This window comes from Streptomyces sp. NPDC057877 (assembly GCF_042796855.1).
GTDB lineage: Bacteria > Actinomycetota > Actinomycetes > Streptomycetales > Streptomycetaceae > Streptomyces.
The window spans coordinates 453,414-469,401 of the sequence record NZ_JBHVMS010000006.1 but is presented as its reverse complement, the minus strand read 5'-3'; the positions used below and the strand labels follow the sequence as shown (position 1 = coordinate 469,401).

13 protein-coding genes are annotated in these 15,988 nt (G+C 72.5%); 5 read left to right on the top strand and 8 right to left on the bottom strand.

The genetic code is table 11. From position 1 onward, the window contains the following. Positions 1-205 precede the first annotated feature (205 nt). On the top strand, positions 206-2,029 hold the full coding sequence (locus tag ACFVQG_RS20665) for a phosphoenolpyruvate carboxykinase (GTP) (protein ID WP_383385013.1): 1,824 nt from the start codon (positions 206-208) through the stop codon (positions 2,027-2,029). Positions 2,030-2,278: 249 nt separating this feature from the next. Further along, entirely contained in the window at positions 2,279-4,006 is a 1,728-nt protein-coding gene (locus ACFVQG_RS20660; protein WP_383385010.1) for an Ig-like domain repeat protein, read from the top strand. Here the strand turns inward: ACFVQG_RS20660 and ACFVQG_RS20655 are convergent. From ACFVQG_RS20655 to ACFVQG_RS20630, 6 genes are all read right to left on the bottom strand, one after another. Further along, positions 3,996-4,613 carry a hypothetical protein gene (locus ACFVQG_RS20655; protein WP_383385006.1) on the bottom strand — a complete coding sequence of 206 codons (618 nt, stop codon included), beginning with the start codon at positions 4,611-4,613 and terminating at the stop codon, positions 3,996-3,998. The genes ACFVQG_RS20660 and ACFVQG_RS20655 overlap by 11 nt on opposite strands. Continuing rightward, positions 4,600-6,144: a substrate-binding domain-containing protein gene (locus ACFVQG_RS20650; RefSeq protein ID WP_383385003.1), complete on the bottom strand. Its 1,545-nt coding sequence runs from the start codon at positions 6,142-6,144 to the stop codon at positions 4,600-4,602. The genes ACFVQG_RS20655 and ACFVQG_RS20650 overlap by 14 nt, the downstream gene beginning before the upstream one ends. Beyond that, positions 6,141-7,397 carry a toxic anion resistance protein gene (locus ACFVQG_RS20645; RefSeq protein ID WP_383385000.1) on the bottom strand — a complete coding sequence of 419 codons (1,257 nt, stop codon included), beginning with the start codon at positions 7,395-7,397 and terminating at the stop codon, positions 6,141-6,143. Before ACFVQG_RS20645 ends, ACFVQG_RS20650 begins: the two co-directional genes overlap by 4 nt. Further along, complete coding sequence (locus ACFVQG_RS20640; RefSeq protein ID WP_383384997.1) at positions 7,394-8,497, bottom strand: hypothetical protein; 1,104 nt, start codon at positions 8,495-8,497, stop codon at positions 7,394-7,396. Before ACFVQG_RS20640 ends, ACFVQG_RS20645 begins: the two co-directional genes overlap by 4 nt. Before the next feature lie 186 nt (positions 8,498-8,683). Further along, entirely contained in the window at positions 8,684-9,106 is a 423-nt protein-coding gene (locus ACFVQG_RS20635) for a hypothetical protein (RefSeq protein ID WP_383384994.1), read from the bottom strand. Between the two features lie 80 nt (positions 9,107-9,186). Beyond that, positions 9,187-10,398: a pyridoxal phosphate-dependent aminotransferase gene (locus ACFVQG_RS20630; protein ID WP_383384991.1), complete on the bottom strand. Its 1,212-nt coding sequence runs from the start codon at positions 10,396-10,398 to the stop codon at positions 9,187-9,189. A gap of 126 nt (positions 10,399-10,524) precedes the next feature. Here ACFVQG_RS20630 and ACFVQG_RS20625 point away from each other — a divergent pair, with 126 nt between their 5' ends. Further along, positions 10,525-11,202 carry a hypothetical protein gene (locus ACFVQG_RS20625; protein WP_383384988.1) on the top strand — a complete coding sequence of 226 codons (678 nt, stop codon included), beginning with the start codon at positions 10,525-10,527 and terminating at the stop codon, positions 11,200-11,202. A 1-nt stretch (position 11,203) separates the two neighbouring features. Here ACFVQG_RS20625 and ACFVQG_RS20620 read toward each other — a convergent pair whose 3' ends face one another. Both ACFVQG_RS20620 and ACFVQG_RS20615 read right to left on the bottom strand, forming a co-directional pair. Continuing rightward, positions 11,204-12,787, bottom strand: coding sequence for an amidohydrolase family protein (locus tag ACFVQG_RS20620; RefSeq protein ID WP_383384985.1), 1,584 nt, complete (start codon positions 12,785-12,787; stop codon positions 11,204-11,206). An 11-nt stretch (positions 12,788-12,798) separates the two neighbouring features. Next, a complete protein-coding gene (locus tag ACFVQG_RS20615; protein WP_383384983.1) occupies positions 12,799-14,064 on the bottom strand; it encodes an amino acid deaminase in 1,266 nt (421 codons plus the stop codon). Positions 14,065-14,199: 135 nt separating this feature from the next. On the opposite strand from ACFVQG_RS20615, the gene ACFVQG_RS20610 reads away from it, so the two are divergent. Continuing rightward, a complete protein-coding gene (locus ACFVQG_RS20610; RefSeq protein WP_383385572.1) occupies positions 14,200-15,222 on the top strand; it encodes a sugar kinase in 1,023 nt (340 codons plus the stop codon). After that, entirely contained in the window at positions 15,219-15,980 is a 762-nt protein-coding gene (locus ACFVQG_RS20605; protein ID WP_383384980.1) for an IclR family transcriptional regulator, read from the top strand. The genes ACFVQG_RS20610 and ACFVQG_RS20605 overlap by 4 nt, the downstream gene beginning before the upstream one ends. Positions 15,981-15,988 lie beyond the last annotated feature (8 nt).

Genomic DNA, 15,988 nt, shown 5'->3' with positions numbered 1-15,988 from the left:
GTAAAGTGACATTTCACACGTGGCGATGGTCACGTTGCTCAGTTGTGAGGCCCTCTGGACAGATGGGCACTCGCATCGCATGATCATATGAGTGCGGTCGGCACCGGATGAGCGCGCGGCGGAACCAGCGAAGCATCCGGGTCGCGGCCCCCACGGGGCAGACAACGACATATCCCTCACGACAAACCCTCACCTAGGAGCGATCGTGGCGCGCGATATCGCGGCTCCCCCCGTCATTCCGACCAACCACCAGGAACTGATCTCGTGGGTCAACGAGATCGCCGAACTGACCCAGCCGGACAGCGTGGTCTGGTGTGACGGATCCGAGGCCGAGTACGAGCGGCTGTGCGGGCAGCTCGTCGAGGCGGGCACCTTCCGCAAGCTCGACCCGATCAAGCGCCCCAACTCCTACTACGCGGCCTCCGACCCCACCGACGTGGCCCGCGTCGAGGACCGGACCTTCATCTGCTCCGAGAAGGAGGAGGACGCCGGTCCCACCAACCACTGGAAGGCCCCCGCCGAGATGCGGGAGATCTTCAGCGGTGACAAGGGCCTGTTCCGCGGCTCCATGCGCGGCCGGACCATGTACGTCGTGCCCTTCTGCATGGGCCCGCTCGGCTCGCCGCTGTCCGCGATCGGCGTCGAGATCACCGACTCGGCGTACGTCGCCGTCTCCATGCGCACCATGACCCGCATGGGACAGCCGGTCCTGGACGAACTGGGCGACGAGGGCTTCTTCGTGCGGGCCGTGCACTCGCTCGGCGCCCCCCTGGAGCCCGGCCAGCAGGACGTCCCGTGGCCCTGCAACCAGACCAAGTACATCTCCCACTTCCCGGAGACCCGCGAGATCTGGTCCTACGGCTCCGGCTACGGCGGCAACGCCCTGCTCGGCAAGAAGTGCTACGCCCTGCGCATCGCCTCCGTCATGGCCCGCGACGAGGGCTGGCTCGCCGAGCACATGCTGATCCTCAAGCTCACCCCGCCCACCGGCGAGTCCAAGTACGTCGCCGCGGCCTTCCCCTCCGCCTGCGGCAAGACCAACCTCGCCATGCTGGAGCCCACGATCTCCGGCTGGACGGTCGAGACCATCGGCGACGACATCGCCTGGATGCGCTTCGGCGAGGACGGCCGTCTGTACGCCATCAACCCCGAGGCCGGTTTCTTCGGCGTCGCGCCCGGCACCGGCGAGCACACCAACGCCAACGCGATGAAGACGCTGTGGGGCAACGCCGTCTTCACCAACGTCGCCCTCACCGACGAGGGCGACGTGTGGTGGGAGGGCATGACCGAGGAGGGCCCGGCCCACCTCACCGACTGGAAGGGCAACGCCTGGACCCCCGAGTCCGGGACGCCCGCCGCGCACCCCAACGCCCGCTTCACCGTGCCCGCCGCGCAGTGCCCGATCATCGCGCCGGAGTGGGAGGACCCCAAGGGCGTGCCGATCTCGGCGATCCTCTTCGGCGGCCGTCGCGCCACCGCCGTACCCCTGGTGACGGAGTCCTTCGACTGGAACCACGGCGTCTTCCTCGGCGCCAACGTGGCCTCCGAGAAGACCGCCGCCGCCGAGGGCAAGGTCGGCGAGCTGCGCCGCGACCCGTTCGCCATGCTGCCGTTCTGCGGCTACAACATGGGCGACTACATGGGTCACTGGATCGACGTGGCCAAGGACAAGGACCAGTCCAAGCTGCCGAAGATCTACTACGTCAACTGGTTCCGCAAGGACGACGAGGGCCGCTTCGTCTGGCCCGGCTTCGGTGAGAACGGCCGCGTCCTGAAGTGGATCGTGGAGCGCCTTGAGGGCAAGGCGGACGGCGTCGAGACGCCGATCGGCGTGCTGCCCGCCAAGGGCGCGCTCGACACCGACGGCCTCGCACTCTCCGACAGCGACCTGGACTTCCTGCTCACCGTCGACAAGGAGGTCTGGCGCGAGGAGGCCGCCCTGGTCCCCGAGCACCTCAACACCTTCGGCGACCACACTCCCCAGGAGCTGTGGGACGAGTACCGCGCCCTGGTGCGGCGCCTGGGCTGACGCCCACCCCGAGAACCCCCGCGGCCGACCCCTCGATGGGAGCCCTGACCAGCGATCGTCACGGTCGGCCGCGGGCGGCGGCACATTGTCACGAACCGGGCCCCGCACAACGGCGTGCGGGGCGTGCTGCCGTTGCGCTCAACCAGCCCGCGCGCCCCCTTGATCACATGATCTTCACCCCTGTTACATGGGTGACACACGAGTCCCGTCGCGTCCGACGGGGCTCAACACAGCCTGTGGGGGGCACAGTTGAACACAGCACACCGTCCCAGACGGCTCGCGGCCACCGTCCTCGCCGCCGCGCTCGCCGGGACCGGACTGACCGTCGCCGCCGCGCCCGCGGCCCACGCGGCGGCCTCCGACGTGGTGGCCAAGCTGCCGATCGGCTCGTACTCGGCGATGGCCGTGGACTCCGTGCACCAGCGCGTGTACGTCGCGGACAGCAGCACCAACTACTACACCAACCCCGGAATCGTCGTCGTGTACGACTTCCAGGGCGAGCGCGTCACCACCATCAACACCCAGTACTACGTCTCCGGCCTGGCCCTCAGCGCCGACAGCTCCACCCTCTACGTGGGCGGACGCACCCAGATCCTGGCCTTCGACACCACCACCCACCAGCAGACCGCCACCACCAACGTCTCGGTCGACGTCTGCGGGCGCTCCCTGGCCCAGTCCGGCGGCACCCTGCACTTCACCACCCCGTACGGCACCGCCGACTCCTGCGCCACCGTGCCGACCAACCTGGACACCCTCGTCCCGGGCGGGTACACGCGCACCGGCTGGAACGACTTCGGCGTCCTGCAGCTGGAGGCCGGGGCGGGGGACCGGCTCGTGATGGGCCAGCCGCTGAACACCAAGGCCCCGGACCCGTTCCTCACGGTGTTCGACGCCAGCGGCACCACGCTGGTGCGCAACGCCGCCCGCCGGTTCGCCGACGCCGACGGCAAGGGCGCCCTCCACCTCAAGGACATGGCGGTCTCCCCGGACGGCGCCAAGATCGCCGTCGCCGACGCCTCGCACGGCACCCGGCTGCTCAACACCGACGACCTGTCGGACGCGGGGACCGGCTACCCGGCGCTCCCGGCCGGTGCCACCGCCAGCGCGGTCGCCTTCGGCGGCGACGGCAAGTACATCGCCCGGGGCGCGGCGGCCACCGGCGCCACGCCCGACCTGCTGGTCCAGCCCGCCGACCCGGCCGACGCCACCGAGCCGCTGGAGTTCGCCTTCGAGGGCAGCCTCGACGGCGACCGGGTCGCCCCGCGCGGCCTGGAGTGGTCCGCCGACGGCTCCCGGCTGTTCGCGGTCACCACCAACGCCACCGGCGGCCAGTACTGGCTGCACGTCATCCAGCCCCCGGCCGTCCAGTACGACACCCGCTTCTCCGGCGAGCTGAGCCACAGCCCCGCCGAGGCCGTCGCCGGGGAGCCGCTCGCCGTGCGCGGCAGGCTGGAGTCCGACGGGCCCGCCCCCACCCAGCCGCTGCGGGTGACGGCGACCCGCAAGGACGCCCACGGCACCCACGACCTGGGCACCGCCACCGTCAGGTCCGACGGCACCTTCACCGTCCTCGACGAGCCCGACCTGGTCGGCGAGGCCACCTACACCGTCTCCTTCCTCGGCGACCTCACCCACCGCCCCGCCACCGACCTCACCCGTACCGTGACCGTCGGCAAGGCGCCCACCTCGATCGCGCTCACCGCCCCGGCGGAGGGCTCCCTGTCGGGCGGCGTGCACATCACGGGCACGTTCGCCGCGCGGGGCAAGGCGCTGCCGGAGCGGGCGGTGCTGAAGGTGGAGCGGTCGGACCGGCTCGGCACGGGCACCCTGTCGTCGGTGACCGTCGCCGCCGACGGCACCTTCACCATCGACGACCTGCCGCGCACCCGCCGCGAGGTCACCTACACCGTCAGCTGGCCCGGCGACGACCTGCACCAGCCGTCCACCGCGTCGGCGACCGTGTACGTCACGCGCTGAGTCCGCCGCCCCGGTCCTCCAGGTACCGGGTGTGCGACTCCTGGCGGCGGGCCTCGATCTCCCTGAGGCCCGCCGCCAGCCGCTCGGCCTCCTCGTGCAGCAGCGTCAACTGCCGCTCCAGAGGGGACTCCGGCGCTTCCTGGCCCGGCGCCATCCGGTGCCACCACCGGGTCCGTACGAACGCGTCGACGGCCTCCGGGATGTCCTGCCGGACGGTCCGCGAGACGGCGTGCACCCCCTCCGGGTCGGCCGCCAGGACCTCCGCGACCCAGCCGGGCGCAAGGAGCGCGCCGAGCAGGTCGGTCAGCGCGGTGAGGCGCTCCGCGGCGGCGGTCGGCAGCTCCACGTCCGCCAGATAGCCGCCGAGCCGCTCGAAGTCGGCGCGCACCGCCTCCAGTTGGGCGGACGGGTCGGGGAATTCCGGCAGCGCGGGCCGCTCCGGCGGCGCGATCAGCGCGCCCGCGCCGTACAGACCGCACACGACGACGGGCCAGTACGGGCCCGCCACCTCCGTGAACGTCAGCACCAGGCCCAGCAGCCCGCAGGCGCTGCCGGTGAGGTTCTTGCGCGACTCGAGGTAGCGCAGGGCCGCTCTACTGGTAGCCACGGATCTCCTCGAAGGCGCCGTCCAGCGAGCCCTGCCGGGCGTCGAAGAGACGGCCGCCGGTCAGGTCGGCGATGCGCTCCAGCTCCGAGCGGTCGGAGTCGCCGAAGAGGATCGGGAAGACGGGGATGTCGCGCTGGGCGCCGGTGAGGGACGCGTGGAAGGACTGGAAGTCCCCGGCGTCGTCGCCGGTGGTGTTCTCGCCGTCCGTCATCAGCACGATCGAGGTGAAGGTGTCCTTGTCGGTGCGCAGATGGTCGTAGGCCTTCGCCAGCGAGGTGTAGACGGCGGTGTCGCCCCAGGCGGAGAGCGCCTCGGTGTCGCGTCGGATGCCGTCCAGGCCCGTCTGCGGGTCGGCCGGGTCGACGACATGGGTGAGGACGTCCTTCACCGCCGAGCCGAACGGCATCAGCGTGACCTCCTCGCGCTCGCGGAAGTCGCCGGTGAGGTCGGTGAGGGCCTGCTTCAGCCGGTCGAGCCGGTCGCCCTGCATCGAGCCGGAGGTGTCCAGGACGTACACCGTCCGCGAGGGGCGGCGCAGCTCGTTCTGGTAGCTGTCGAGCAGCCCGTCGGCGACCGACCGGCTGCCGGGGAAGGGCAGTTCCCGGCGGCGGGCCGGGTCGAGACCGGGTCCTGGCGGTACGGCGGCGACGACCGGGCGGCGGTGCGTGGTGCCGGTGATCTGCCGCTGCGCCTCGGGCGAGCGCAGGGCCTCGGCCAGGCGCCGGACGTCCTCGCGGGCGGTGGCGTTGGAGGACGCCAGCGTGGACAGCGGGTAGTCGGCGGTGACGACGCCGTCGCGGGGGCGGATCACCGTCAGGTCGGGGATGCCGAGCAGGACGGACTCGTAGTTGAGCAGCGCGTCCACGGTGCCGCGCCGCTGGTAGGCCTGGGCCAGCCAGCCGGAGGAGCCCGAGGTGAGCTGCTGCCCCTGGAAGAAGTCCTTCAGCCGGGGTGTCGCCCGGCGCACATCGGCGTCGGTGAGCGCGGACTGGGCGCCGGACAGCGCCGAGGCGACCGAGACCAGCGTGGCGAAGCCCGAGTTGGAGCGGGTCGGGTCGGTCATGCCGTAGGTGAGCCCGCCGTCCCGGACGGCCCGCTCGACCTGCGCCCACGTCACCTTCTCCGGCTCCCACCCCAGCTCGTCGACGGTGTCCGGCTTGACGCCGATGGCGACCGGGCTGGACATCACCGGCGTCTCGGAGACGACCTCCTGCGCGGCCTCGGGGCGCAGCCGCAGATAGTCGTTGGAGGCCAGCCACACCGCGTCGTAGGTGCCGTCCGCCTTGCCGCTGGCGAGCAGGTCCACGGCGTCGAGGGTGCCCATGTAGGTGGGGCGGACGGTGATGCCGGTGTCCTCGCGGACCTGGTCCAGGACGGGCGTCATGTCGCTCAGCTCGCTGGAGGCGAGGACGCGCAGGGTGCCCGGCTGGTAGGCGGGGGCGCCGTCGTCGTCCCGGTCGTCGCCGTCCTGTCCGGTGCAGGCGGTCAGCGCCGCGCACGCGGCGAGCAGCAGGGCCAGCAGCCGTCTCATGCCGGGCCCCCTTCCAGCGCGCCCTGCGACCGGCTCCGCTCCAGGTACGCGCTGGCGTGCTGCAACTCGCTGGTCAGGGACTCCACGGTGGCCGCCATGGCCTCGGTCGCCTGCACCTTGTAGGTGTCGATGGCGTCGAGGGTGCGGTAGATCTGCTGGAAGGCGGTCCGCAGGGTCTCCGCGCCGACCGCCGGGTCCGCGGCGATCCGCTGGATCTCCCCGCTCTGCGTGGCGAGCATCTCGGCGTTGCCGCGGATCAGGTCCTCGGTGGTGCCGCGCAACGCGTTGACCTGGTCGACGACCTTCTTCTGGTGGTCCAGCGCGGAGGCCAGCATCACGGAGATGCGCAGCGCGGACACCGTGGTGGTGGCCGCCCGGTCGACGCCCTTGACCAGCTCGTCGTTGTTGCGGCGTACGACGTCCATGGCGAGGTAGCCCTGCGCGCACACCGCGAGCTGGGTGAGCAGGTCCTGGTGCTTCTGCCGGACCGGGAAGAGCACGTCGGCGCGGAGCGAGTCGGCCTGCTGCGGCTCGGCGGCGTCGATGTGCCGCTCCACGGCGGTGTCCAGGGCCTCGGTGAGCACCACGTACTCCTGGAGCTTGCCCATGGTCTCCCACAGCCGGACCCGCTCGGTCTGCAACGCGGCGTTGTCGCGGCGCAGTTCGTCCTGCCCGCCGCGCAGCGCGCCGACGATCTGGTTCAGGGTGCCCTGTGCGGAGGCGTACTTGGCGATGTGGTCGCGCAGCCGGTTGCCGCCCGGCAGCCGGGACAGGAACCTGCGTCCCTTGGTCGCGGGCAGGTCGCGCGGGTCGAGGTCCTCGACCACCCGGCGCAGCTCCACCAGCGACCCGGCGACCTGCGACTGGGCGTCGCCGCCCTTGGACGGCAGGCTGCGCACGGTCCGCTCCAGCATGCGGTTGGACTGCGCGGCGGCGGTGCGCATCTCCCCGGCGCCGAGCGCGGTGATCTCGCCGACCTTCCCGGCGAACTCGGGGGAGCGGGCGTCGAGGGCGGCGAGCGAGGCGACGTAGTCGGCGGCCTTGCGGGCCATCTCGGTGCGCACCCCGTCGTCGACGGGGACGAGCCCCCCGGCGCGCTCGGGCGGTACGGGGGTGACGGGTTGCGGTGGGGTGAGCGTGAAGGTGTCGTCGAGGCTGACGTGGCTGTTCTGGCTGGTGCTCTGGCTGGTGTTCTGGCTGGTGCTGTGACCCGGACTCCGGCCGAGGCCGAAGCTGGCGCTCTGGTCGTTCATGATGTGCTGTCCCCCTGTCCACGCGCTCGGCGTGTCATCTCGCGCAGCACCTCGTAGGTGGGCACCGGCGCCTGACTGATGCCGTCCAGTTGCTGGTTGAGGTGGTCGGTGTGGTCCTGGGTGGCCGCCGTGAACTCGGCGGTGCCGCGCTCCGGCCGGAAGCCGTGCTTGACGGCCAGCTTGCGCAGCTCCGGGTCGGTGGAGAGGAGCTGGCCGACGGCGCGGCCCTCCTCGGTGAGCGGTACGACGGTGTGGTCACTGTTGACGGTGGTGTCCGGGTAGAGGACGGTCAGGTCGTCGGTGACGCCCGCGCCGCCCTCCGCGAGCAGGGCGGCGACCTGGGACTCGTAGACCAGGACGAGCGGCTTGCCCGCGCCGCTGATGAAGTCGGTGAAGGCGGCGTCCGAGCTGGGCTGCTGGGCGCCCTGCACCTGGACCAGCTTCCGCAGCAGCGGCGCGGCGCGCCGGATGTCGGCGTCGCCCGCGACCACCTTGAGGCCGTTGTCGACGTAGGAGGCGGCGGCGAGGTAGAGGGCGCCGGAGTTGGACGTGACGGGGTCGGTGGTGGCGGTGTAGAGGGTGCCGGTCAGCTCGCCGTGCTGCTCGGCGCCCTTCAGTTCCTGCCAGGTCCGGTCGTCCCGGGCGGCGTCGAGGAACGCCTCCATGCGCAGGACGCCCTTGCCCTGTGCGCTCTCCACGTCCGCGAGCCCGTTGCGGTCGAGGACCGCGGCGGCGTTGTGGTGGGCGACCACGACGAGCGGGGAGTAGAAGGGCCGCGGCAGTGGCTTCTGCACGCCGAGTTTCGCGGCGAGTTCGTCGGCGGGTGCCTGGCTGGAGGGGAAGGCGAAGTCGAAGCCCTCGAGGTCGAGCCCTTCCATGGCCCAGGACCCGGACGTCTCCGTCCGCACGGTGTAGCCCTCGGCGGCAAGGGCGTCCACCACCTGTTGATCGGCGAAGAAGGTGGCCTTCTCCGAGCCGATCACCGCGCGCACGGTCTTCGTTGCCGTGCCCTGGTCCCCGTTGTCCCGGCCCGCTACGACGGCTGCCACCACTCCGCCGATCAGCAGGACCGCGAGGACGATGCCTGCGATTCTTCTCACGCGGGGAGCGTGCTCCTGGAATCCAACGTTCCTCGTCGCCCAGGGTGAACGGGGGGTGACGTACCGGTCCCGGTACACAACGGGCGCCCGTCGCGGGCGCCGTGCGCGCGGGTGTGTGGCGCCCGGTCCGCGCGTCGCTGCGGGTGCACGCGGACCGGGGCCGTCAGGGGGAGCCCTCGGCGGGGCTCAGTGGGATGCCAGCTCGCGGGGTTCGAGGGCGGCGGCGTGGGCGTCCATGCGTTCGGCGGTGAGGATCGCGGCGGCCGTGTCGGCGCGGGACGCGGCGACGACCAGGGCGCGTCCGGCGAGGGTGTGCGCGCGGCGGTGCAGGGCCGCGAGGTGCGGCTCGGGGGTGGCGGCGGCCAGCGGCGCGCGGGCCGGGGCACTGCCTCCGCGCAGCCGGGTGACCTGCTGCGCGAGCCGTTCGGCCGCGGTGTCCAGGTCGGCGGAGGGGGCCAGCGCGCGCAGCTCGTCGGTGACGGCGAGCAGGGCGGCGAGATGGCCCGCGAGCTGGATGTCCAGCTCTTCCTCACGGGAGCGGTGGGGGAAGTCGGCGGTGCGGCCGGCCGTCGTGCTGTGGACCGACTTGTCGCGGATCGGTTCGTACATGGGACGGCCTCCAGATGCTCTGACAGAAGCCATCCTACATTAGATCGCGTCTAAAGTTGTGTTGTTCCAAAAAGAGGCGCTCAAGGCTGGCTATAGCCGTCCAGGAAGTTCCCGATCCGCCCCATCGCGTCCCGCAGGTCCCCGGCCGTCGGCAGGGTCACCACCCGGAAGTGGTCCGGCTCGGGCCAGTTGAAGCCGGTGCCGTGCACGACCATGATCTTCTCGCGGCGGAGCAGGTCCAGGACCATCCGCCGGTCGTCCTTGATCTTGAACACCTTGGGGTCGAGCCGCGGGAAGAGATACAGCGCCCCCCTGGGCCGGACGCAGGACACGCCGGGGATCTGGGTCAGCAGGTCGTAGGCCACGTCCAGCTGCTCCTTCAGACGCCCGCCCGGCAGCACCAGGTCGTTGATCGTCTGTCGCCCGCTGAGCGCGGCGACCACGCCGTGCTGGCCCGGCATGTTCGCGCACAGCCGCATGTTCGCCAGGATCGTCAGGCCCTCGATGTAGGAGTCCGCGTGCGCCCGCGGCCCGGAGATCGACATCCAGCCGACCCGGTAACCGGCGACCCGGTACGCCTTCGACATGCCGTTGAAGGTGAGGGTGAGCAGATCGGGGGCGACGGCGGCGGTCGGGGTGTGCGTGGCGCCGTCGTAGAGGATCTTGTCGTAGATCTCGTCCGAGCAGACCAGCAGGTTGTGGCGGCGGGCGATGTCGGTCAGTCCCTTGAGCACCGCCTCGTCGTACACCGCGCCCGTCGGGTTGTTCGGGTTGATGATGACGATCGCCTTGGTGCGGTCGGTGACCTTGCGCTCCACGTCCGCGAGGTCCGGCATCCAGTCCGACTGCTCGTCGCAGCGGTAGTGCACCGCCGTACCGCCGGACAGGGAGACCGCGGCCGTCCACAGCGGGTAGTCCGGGGCGGGGACCAGCACCTCGTCGCCGTCGTCCAGCAGGCCCTGCATCGCCATGGTGATCAGCTCGGAGACGCCGTTGCCGATGAAGACGTGCTCGACGTCCGTCTCGATGCCGAGGGTCTGGTTGTGCATCACCACCGCCCGGCGCGCGGCCAGCAGGCCCTTCGCGTCGCCGTAGCCGTGGGCCGTGGAGACGTTGCGGAGGATGTCCTCCAGGATCTCGGGCGGGCACTCGAAGCCGAACGCCGCCGGGTTGCCGGTGTTCAGCTTGAGGATGCGGTGACCGGCAGCTTCCAGCCGCATCGCCTCCTCGAGCACCGGGCCCCGGATCTCGTAACAGACGTTGGCGAGCTTCGTCGACTGGATCACCTGCATGTCTGGGAGCTTACGGCTGGGTAACGCTCCATGGGTGGTGTTTTCCGCCACGTGAGACGCAGGGGTATGTCCCGATATCGCCGTCCGCTGTCTCAGAGGCCACTCCAGTCCCTACAATCCCCGGCCATGTCCGAGCACCAGCAGCCCCCCGCGGACGGCGAAGCACCGAAGGTCTACCACCCGCAGGCCGCCGAGACCCCGTCGTACGACGAGTACGCCGACCCGGCCGCCGCGCACGGCTGGCAGAACGCCTACGACCAGACGCACGAGCTGCCCTCGATCGCGGCCGGGGAGCAACTGGCGCCCCAGGCCGGGGAGGTGCCGCCCGCGCCCGCCGCCGTGCCCGCCCGGACGGACCGCCCCCGCACCGGCCACCGCGCCCGCCGCAAGCCCAGCGCCTGGCGCACCCGCCGCGCCGCCGTCGCCGCCGGAGCCGTGGGCGCCGTGTCCGCCGCCGCGCTGATCGCCGGGTTCTCCTTCTCCGGCTCCTCCACGGACGGCTCCGAGGACCGACAGGACCGTACGGGCGTACCGTCCGCCGGGGACACCGACACCACCCGGACGTCCGACCCGGACGCCTCCGAGGACACCGGCAGCCGCACGCCCGGCGCCTCCCGCTCCGCGAGCCCCACCAAGGACGAGGCCGACACGACCGCCAGCCCCTCCTCCGGCGCCGCCGAGTCCACCGCCCCCACCACGTCCGGCGCGCCCACCTCGACCGCGCCCGCGGGCGAGGACGGCGGCCCCGGCAACTCCGACCACAAGCCCGGCAACGGGCAGGGCACGACCAAGGGGCCCAAGTAGCTCAGGCGGGCGTGCGCCGGACCGACCGGCCCGCCAGTACGTCCGTGCGCCGCCCGTCCTCGATGACGAACCGGCCGTCGACCAGGACGTGCGGTATGCCGGTCGGCAGGGTGCGCGGCTGGTCGAAGGTCGAGCCCGCAGCCACCGTCTCCGGGTCGAACAGCACCAGGTCGGCCCGGTAGCCCTCCCGCACCAGCCCCCGGTCCGGCAGCCGCAGCCGGGCCGCCGGGCGGGCGGTCAGACGGGCGACGCACTCCTCGAGCGACAGCACGCCCAGCTCGCGCACGTACCGGCCCAGGTAGCGCGGGAACGTGCCGTAGGCCCGCGGGTGCGGCTTGCTGCCCTGCAGGATGCCGTCGGAGCCGCCCGTGTGCACGCGGTGGCGCATGATCGCGCGGACGTTCTCCTCGTGGCCGACGTGCTGGAGGATCGTCGTGCCCAGCCGGTCGGAGAGCAGGAGGCGGCGGGCCGTCGTCCAGCCGTCCAGGCGGTGGCCGGTGTGCGCGGCGAGCGCCGGGTCGCTCACCCCGGAGATCTCGATCGTCTCCCACTCGACCGGCACCCCGTGGCAGCCGTCCGAGCCGATGACCTCCAGGTGGTGCCGGATGCGCTCGGCGGTCTCCTCGTCCGCCAGCCGGGCCAGCACCGCCTCCGGGCCGCCCTCGCTCGCCCAGCTCGGCAGCAGCGCCGCGAGCGTGGTGCAGCCGGGCGTGTAGGGGTAGGTGTCCAGGCTGATGTCCGCGCCCGCCGCCAGCGCCTCGTCCAGCAGGCCCAGCAGCTCCGGCGCCCGCCCCTCGTTGACGCCGAAGTTCATGGTGGCGTGCGCGAGGTGGAGCGCGCAGCCCGCCTCCCTCGTCAGCGCCACCATCTCCGCGTAGGCCTCCAGGGCCCCGGCCCCGTAGGAGCGGTGGTGCGGGCAGTAGTAGCCGTCGTACGACGCCACCACCCGGCACAGCTCGGTCAGTTCGGCGTCCTTGGCGTACATGCCCGGCGTGTACGTCAGCCCCGACGACATGCCGACCGCGCCCTGCTCCATGCCCTCGGCGACCAGCCGCCGCATCCGGTCCAGCTCGGCGGGCGTCGCCTCGCGGTCCTCCCAGCCGACGGCGAGCGCGCGGACCGTGCCCTGCGGGACCAGGTACGCCGCGTTCACCGCGATGCCCCGGTCGAGGTGGTCCAGGTACTCGCCCACCGACCGCCAGTCGAAGTCGATGTCGTCGCCGGAGCCGTTCCAGCCGGTGATCGCCCGGCGGACCTCCGCCAGGGTGCGGTCGTCGACCGGGGCGTACGACAGCCCGTCCTGGCCGATGACCTCGAGGGTCACGCCCTGCGCCGCCTTCGCGCTGTGGTCCGGGTCCCTGAGGAGGGCCAGGTCGCTGTGGGCGTGCATGTCGATGAAGCCGGGGGAGAGGACCAGGCCCTCCGCGTCCAGCTCCCGGGTGGCGGTCGGGCGCTGACAGCCCGCCGCCGCTGCCTCCTTGACGATCGAGACGATCCTGCCGTCGTCGATCGCGACATCGGCGCGGTACGAGGGCCCGCCCGAGCCGTCGACGACGTCCGCGTCCCGGATGACCAGGTCTGCCATCGCCGTACCTCCTAGAAGAACGTGCGGACGTAGTCGACGACTGTGCCGTCCGCCTCGGCCACCGGAATCAGCTGCCACTTGTCGAAGGACGTGCACGGGTGGGACAGCCCGAGGCCCACCCAGTCCCCGACCTCCAGGTCCGCGTCCGGCCCGGTGCGCAGCCAGGCGTGCTGGTCGGACAGGGCGGTGACCTCGATCCCGGCCGCCGGGTGCTCGGTGCCGTCCCGGCGGACCACCTGGGCGAACGGGAGATCCAGGTCGTAGGCGGCGTCGCGCTTGCCCGCGTTGACGAACGCCTGCTCGGCCGACGGCCGGGAGACGACCTGCGTCCACAGCCGGAACGCGGGCTCCAGGGCGCCCTCCCCGGGGACCCGGTTGAAGGGGGTGAGCTTGCGGTAGTGCCCGTCGTCGTGGGAGACGTACGCACCGGAGCGCAGCAGCTTCAGCACCGGCGCGGAGAGGCCGGGGATACCGGCGAAGGCGTCGGCGACCGCGTCGAACCAGGCGCTGCCGCCCGCGCTGACGACGATCTCGTCCAGCCCCGCGAACCGGCCCGCCTTGTCGAACTCGACGGCGAGGGAGACCAGACGGCCCAGCCAGTCCCGCACCCGCTCGGGGGTCGCCCGCGGCACCTCGCCCTCGTAACCGGCGACCCCGACCAGCCGCAGCCGGTCCGTCGCGGCCACCGCGTCGGCGACCGCCGCGCACTCGGCCTCGGTGCGCACGCCGGTACGCGCCCCCTCACCGGCGGCCAGTTCCACCACGACGTCCACCGGGCGGGCGGCCCCGCGCAGCGCCGCGGCCATCAGCTCCACGCCGCGCACCGAGTCGACGTAGCAGACCAGGCGGAAGTCCGGGTCGGCGGCGAGTTCCGCGGAGAGCCAGCGCAGGGCGGCGGCATCGACCAGTTCGTTGGCGAGGAAGACCCGCCGCACGCCGAAGGCCCTGGCCACCCGCACCTGGTGGGGGACGGCGAGGGTGATGCCCCAGGCGCCGTGGTCGAGCTGGCGCTGAAAGAGCTGGGGCGCCATCGAGGTCTTGCCGTGCGGCGCGAAGGCGAGGCCGTGGCGGGCCGCGTAGGTCTCCATGAGCCGCAGGTTGTGCTCCAGGCGCTCGGCGGAGAGGGCCAGCACGGGGGTGCTGAAGCCGCCGGTGAAGAGGTCGCGGCGCTGGGCGGCCAGTTCCCCGACGGTCAGGCCGTCCGCGTCGGGCGGGAGGCCCTTGAAGCGGTGGTCGATGCGTTCCTCGGCGAGTCGGGCGAGCGCCTCGGGGCTCATGGAACCTCCCTGATCAGGTCTGTTGCGCTACTTGCAACAGTCATTGCGTATATCGCTTGTCGCTGTCTAACATCTCGGCCACGCGGGGTCAACGGAGCCGTACCCCGCACGGCCAGCCGCAGAGGAGACCCGACGATCGTGACCGACCACGGACCCTTCGACGTCGTCGCCCTCGGCGAGTCCATGGTCACGTTCCTGCCCACCCGGCCGGGCCGCCTCGCCGACGTCCCGTCCTTCGACCGCGGCATCGGCGGCGCGGAGTCCAACGTGGCCTGCGCGCTGGCCGCCGCCGGACACCGCGCCCGCTGGGTGAGCCGGGTCGGCACCGACGGGTTCGGCGACCATCTGGTGGCCGCCCTCGCGGCCTACGGCGTCGACGTGTCCCACGTGGTCCGCGACCCCGCCCGCCCCACCGGCCTCTACTTCCGCACCGCCGGGGACCGCGCGACCGACGCCCACGAGGTGGCGTACTACCGCGCCGGATCGGCGGCCTCCGCGATGACGCCGGGGAACGTGGACCTGGCGGCGGTGCGGTCCGGGCGGATCCTGCACCTGTCCGGCATCACCGCCGCCCTCTCCGACGGCTGCCTGGAGCTGATGCGGGAGCTGACGGCTCCCGTCCCCGGCCGCCCGCTGGTCTCCTTCGACGTCAACCACCGCCCCGGCCTGTGGCGGCACGGCGACGGCCCCGAGGTGCTGCGGGACCTCGCACGCCGTGCCGACCTGGTCTTCGTCGGCGAGGACGAGGCCTGGGGACACGACGGGCCGCACGCCGTGCGGGCCGCGCTCCCCGAACCCGAGGTGCTGGTCGTCAAGCAGGGCCCCGCCGGAGCCACCGCCTTCCACGGCCCCGACGCCACCTTCGTGCCCGCCCTCGACGTCGACGTCATCGCCGCCGTCGGCGCGGGCGACGCCTTCGCCGCCGGGTTCCTCTCCGCCACCCTGCGCGGACTCCCCGTCCGCGACCGCCTCCGGCACGGCCACCTCTGGGCCGCCGCCGCCCTCACCGCCCCCGGCGACCTCGCCGCGCCCCCCGCCCGGGACCACGCCGACCGCCTCGCCGCCCTGGACGACGGCGCGTGGGGGAGACTTCGACTCGGCCCGGGCTGGATCGACGACGTGAGGCAGCCGGGCGAGGAGGAGGTACCCACCCCATGAGCCAGACCGTCGACCGCGCGCTGAGCATCCTGCCGTTGCTCGCCGAGGGCCCCGCCGACCTCGGACAGGTCGCCGACCGACTCGGCGTGCACAAGTCCACCGCGCTCAGGCTGCTGCGCACCCTGCACGACCACGGCTTCGTCTACCGCCAGTCCGACCAGCGCTACCGGCTCGGCGCCCGTCTCTTCGCGCTCGCCCAGGAGGCCATGGAGAACCTCGACATCCGGGAGATCGCCCACCCCCACCTCGTACGCCTCAACGAACAGTGCGGGCACACCGTGCACCTCGCCGTCCACGAGGAGAACGAGGTGCTCTACATCGACAAGGTCGACAGCCGCTACCCGGTCCGCATGTACTCCCGGATCGGCAAGCCGGTCGCCATCACCGTCGCCGCCGTCGCCAAGCTGCTCCTCGCCGACCTGCCCGAACCCGAGCGCCGCGCCCTCGCGGAGAAGCTCGACTACCCCCTCTACACGTCCCGTTCGACACCCAACGCCCCCGCGTTCCTGCGGGAGCTGGACCGGGTGCGCGAACAGGGCTGGGCCACCGACCTCGGCGGCCACGAGGAGTCCATCAACTGCGTCGCGGCCCCCATCCGGGGCACCGGCGGCCGGGTGGTCGCCGCGATGTCGGTCTCGGCGCCCAACGTCGTCGTCACCGCCGACGAACTCCTCACCCTGCTCCCGCTGGTGCGCCGTACGGCGGACGCGATCAGCGCGGAGTACTCCGGCAGGACCCCAGGAACCGGACCACAGTAAGGACCCCC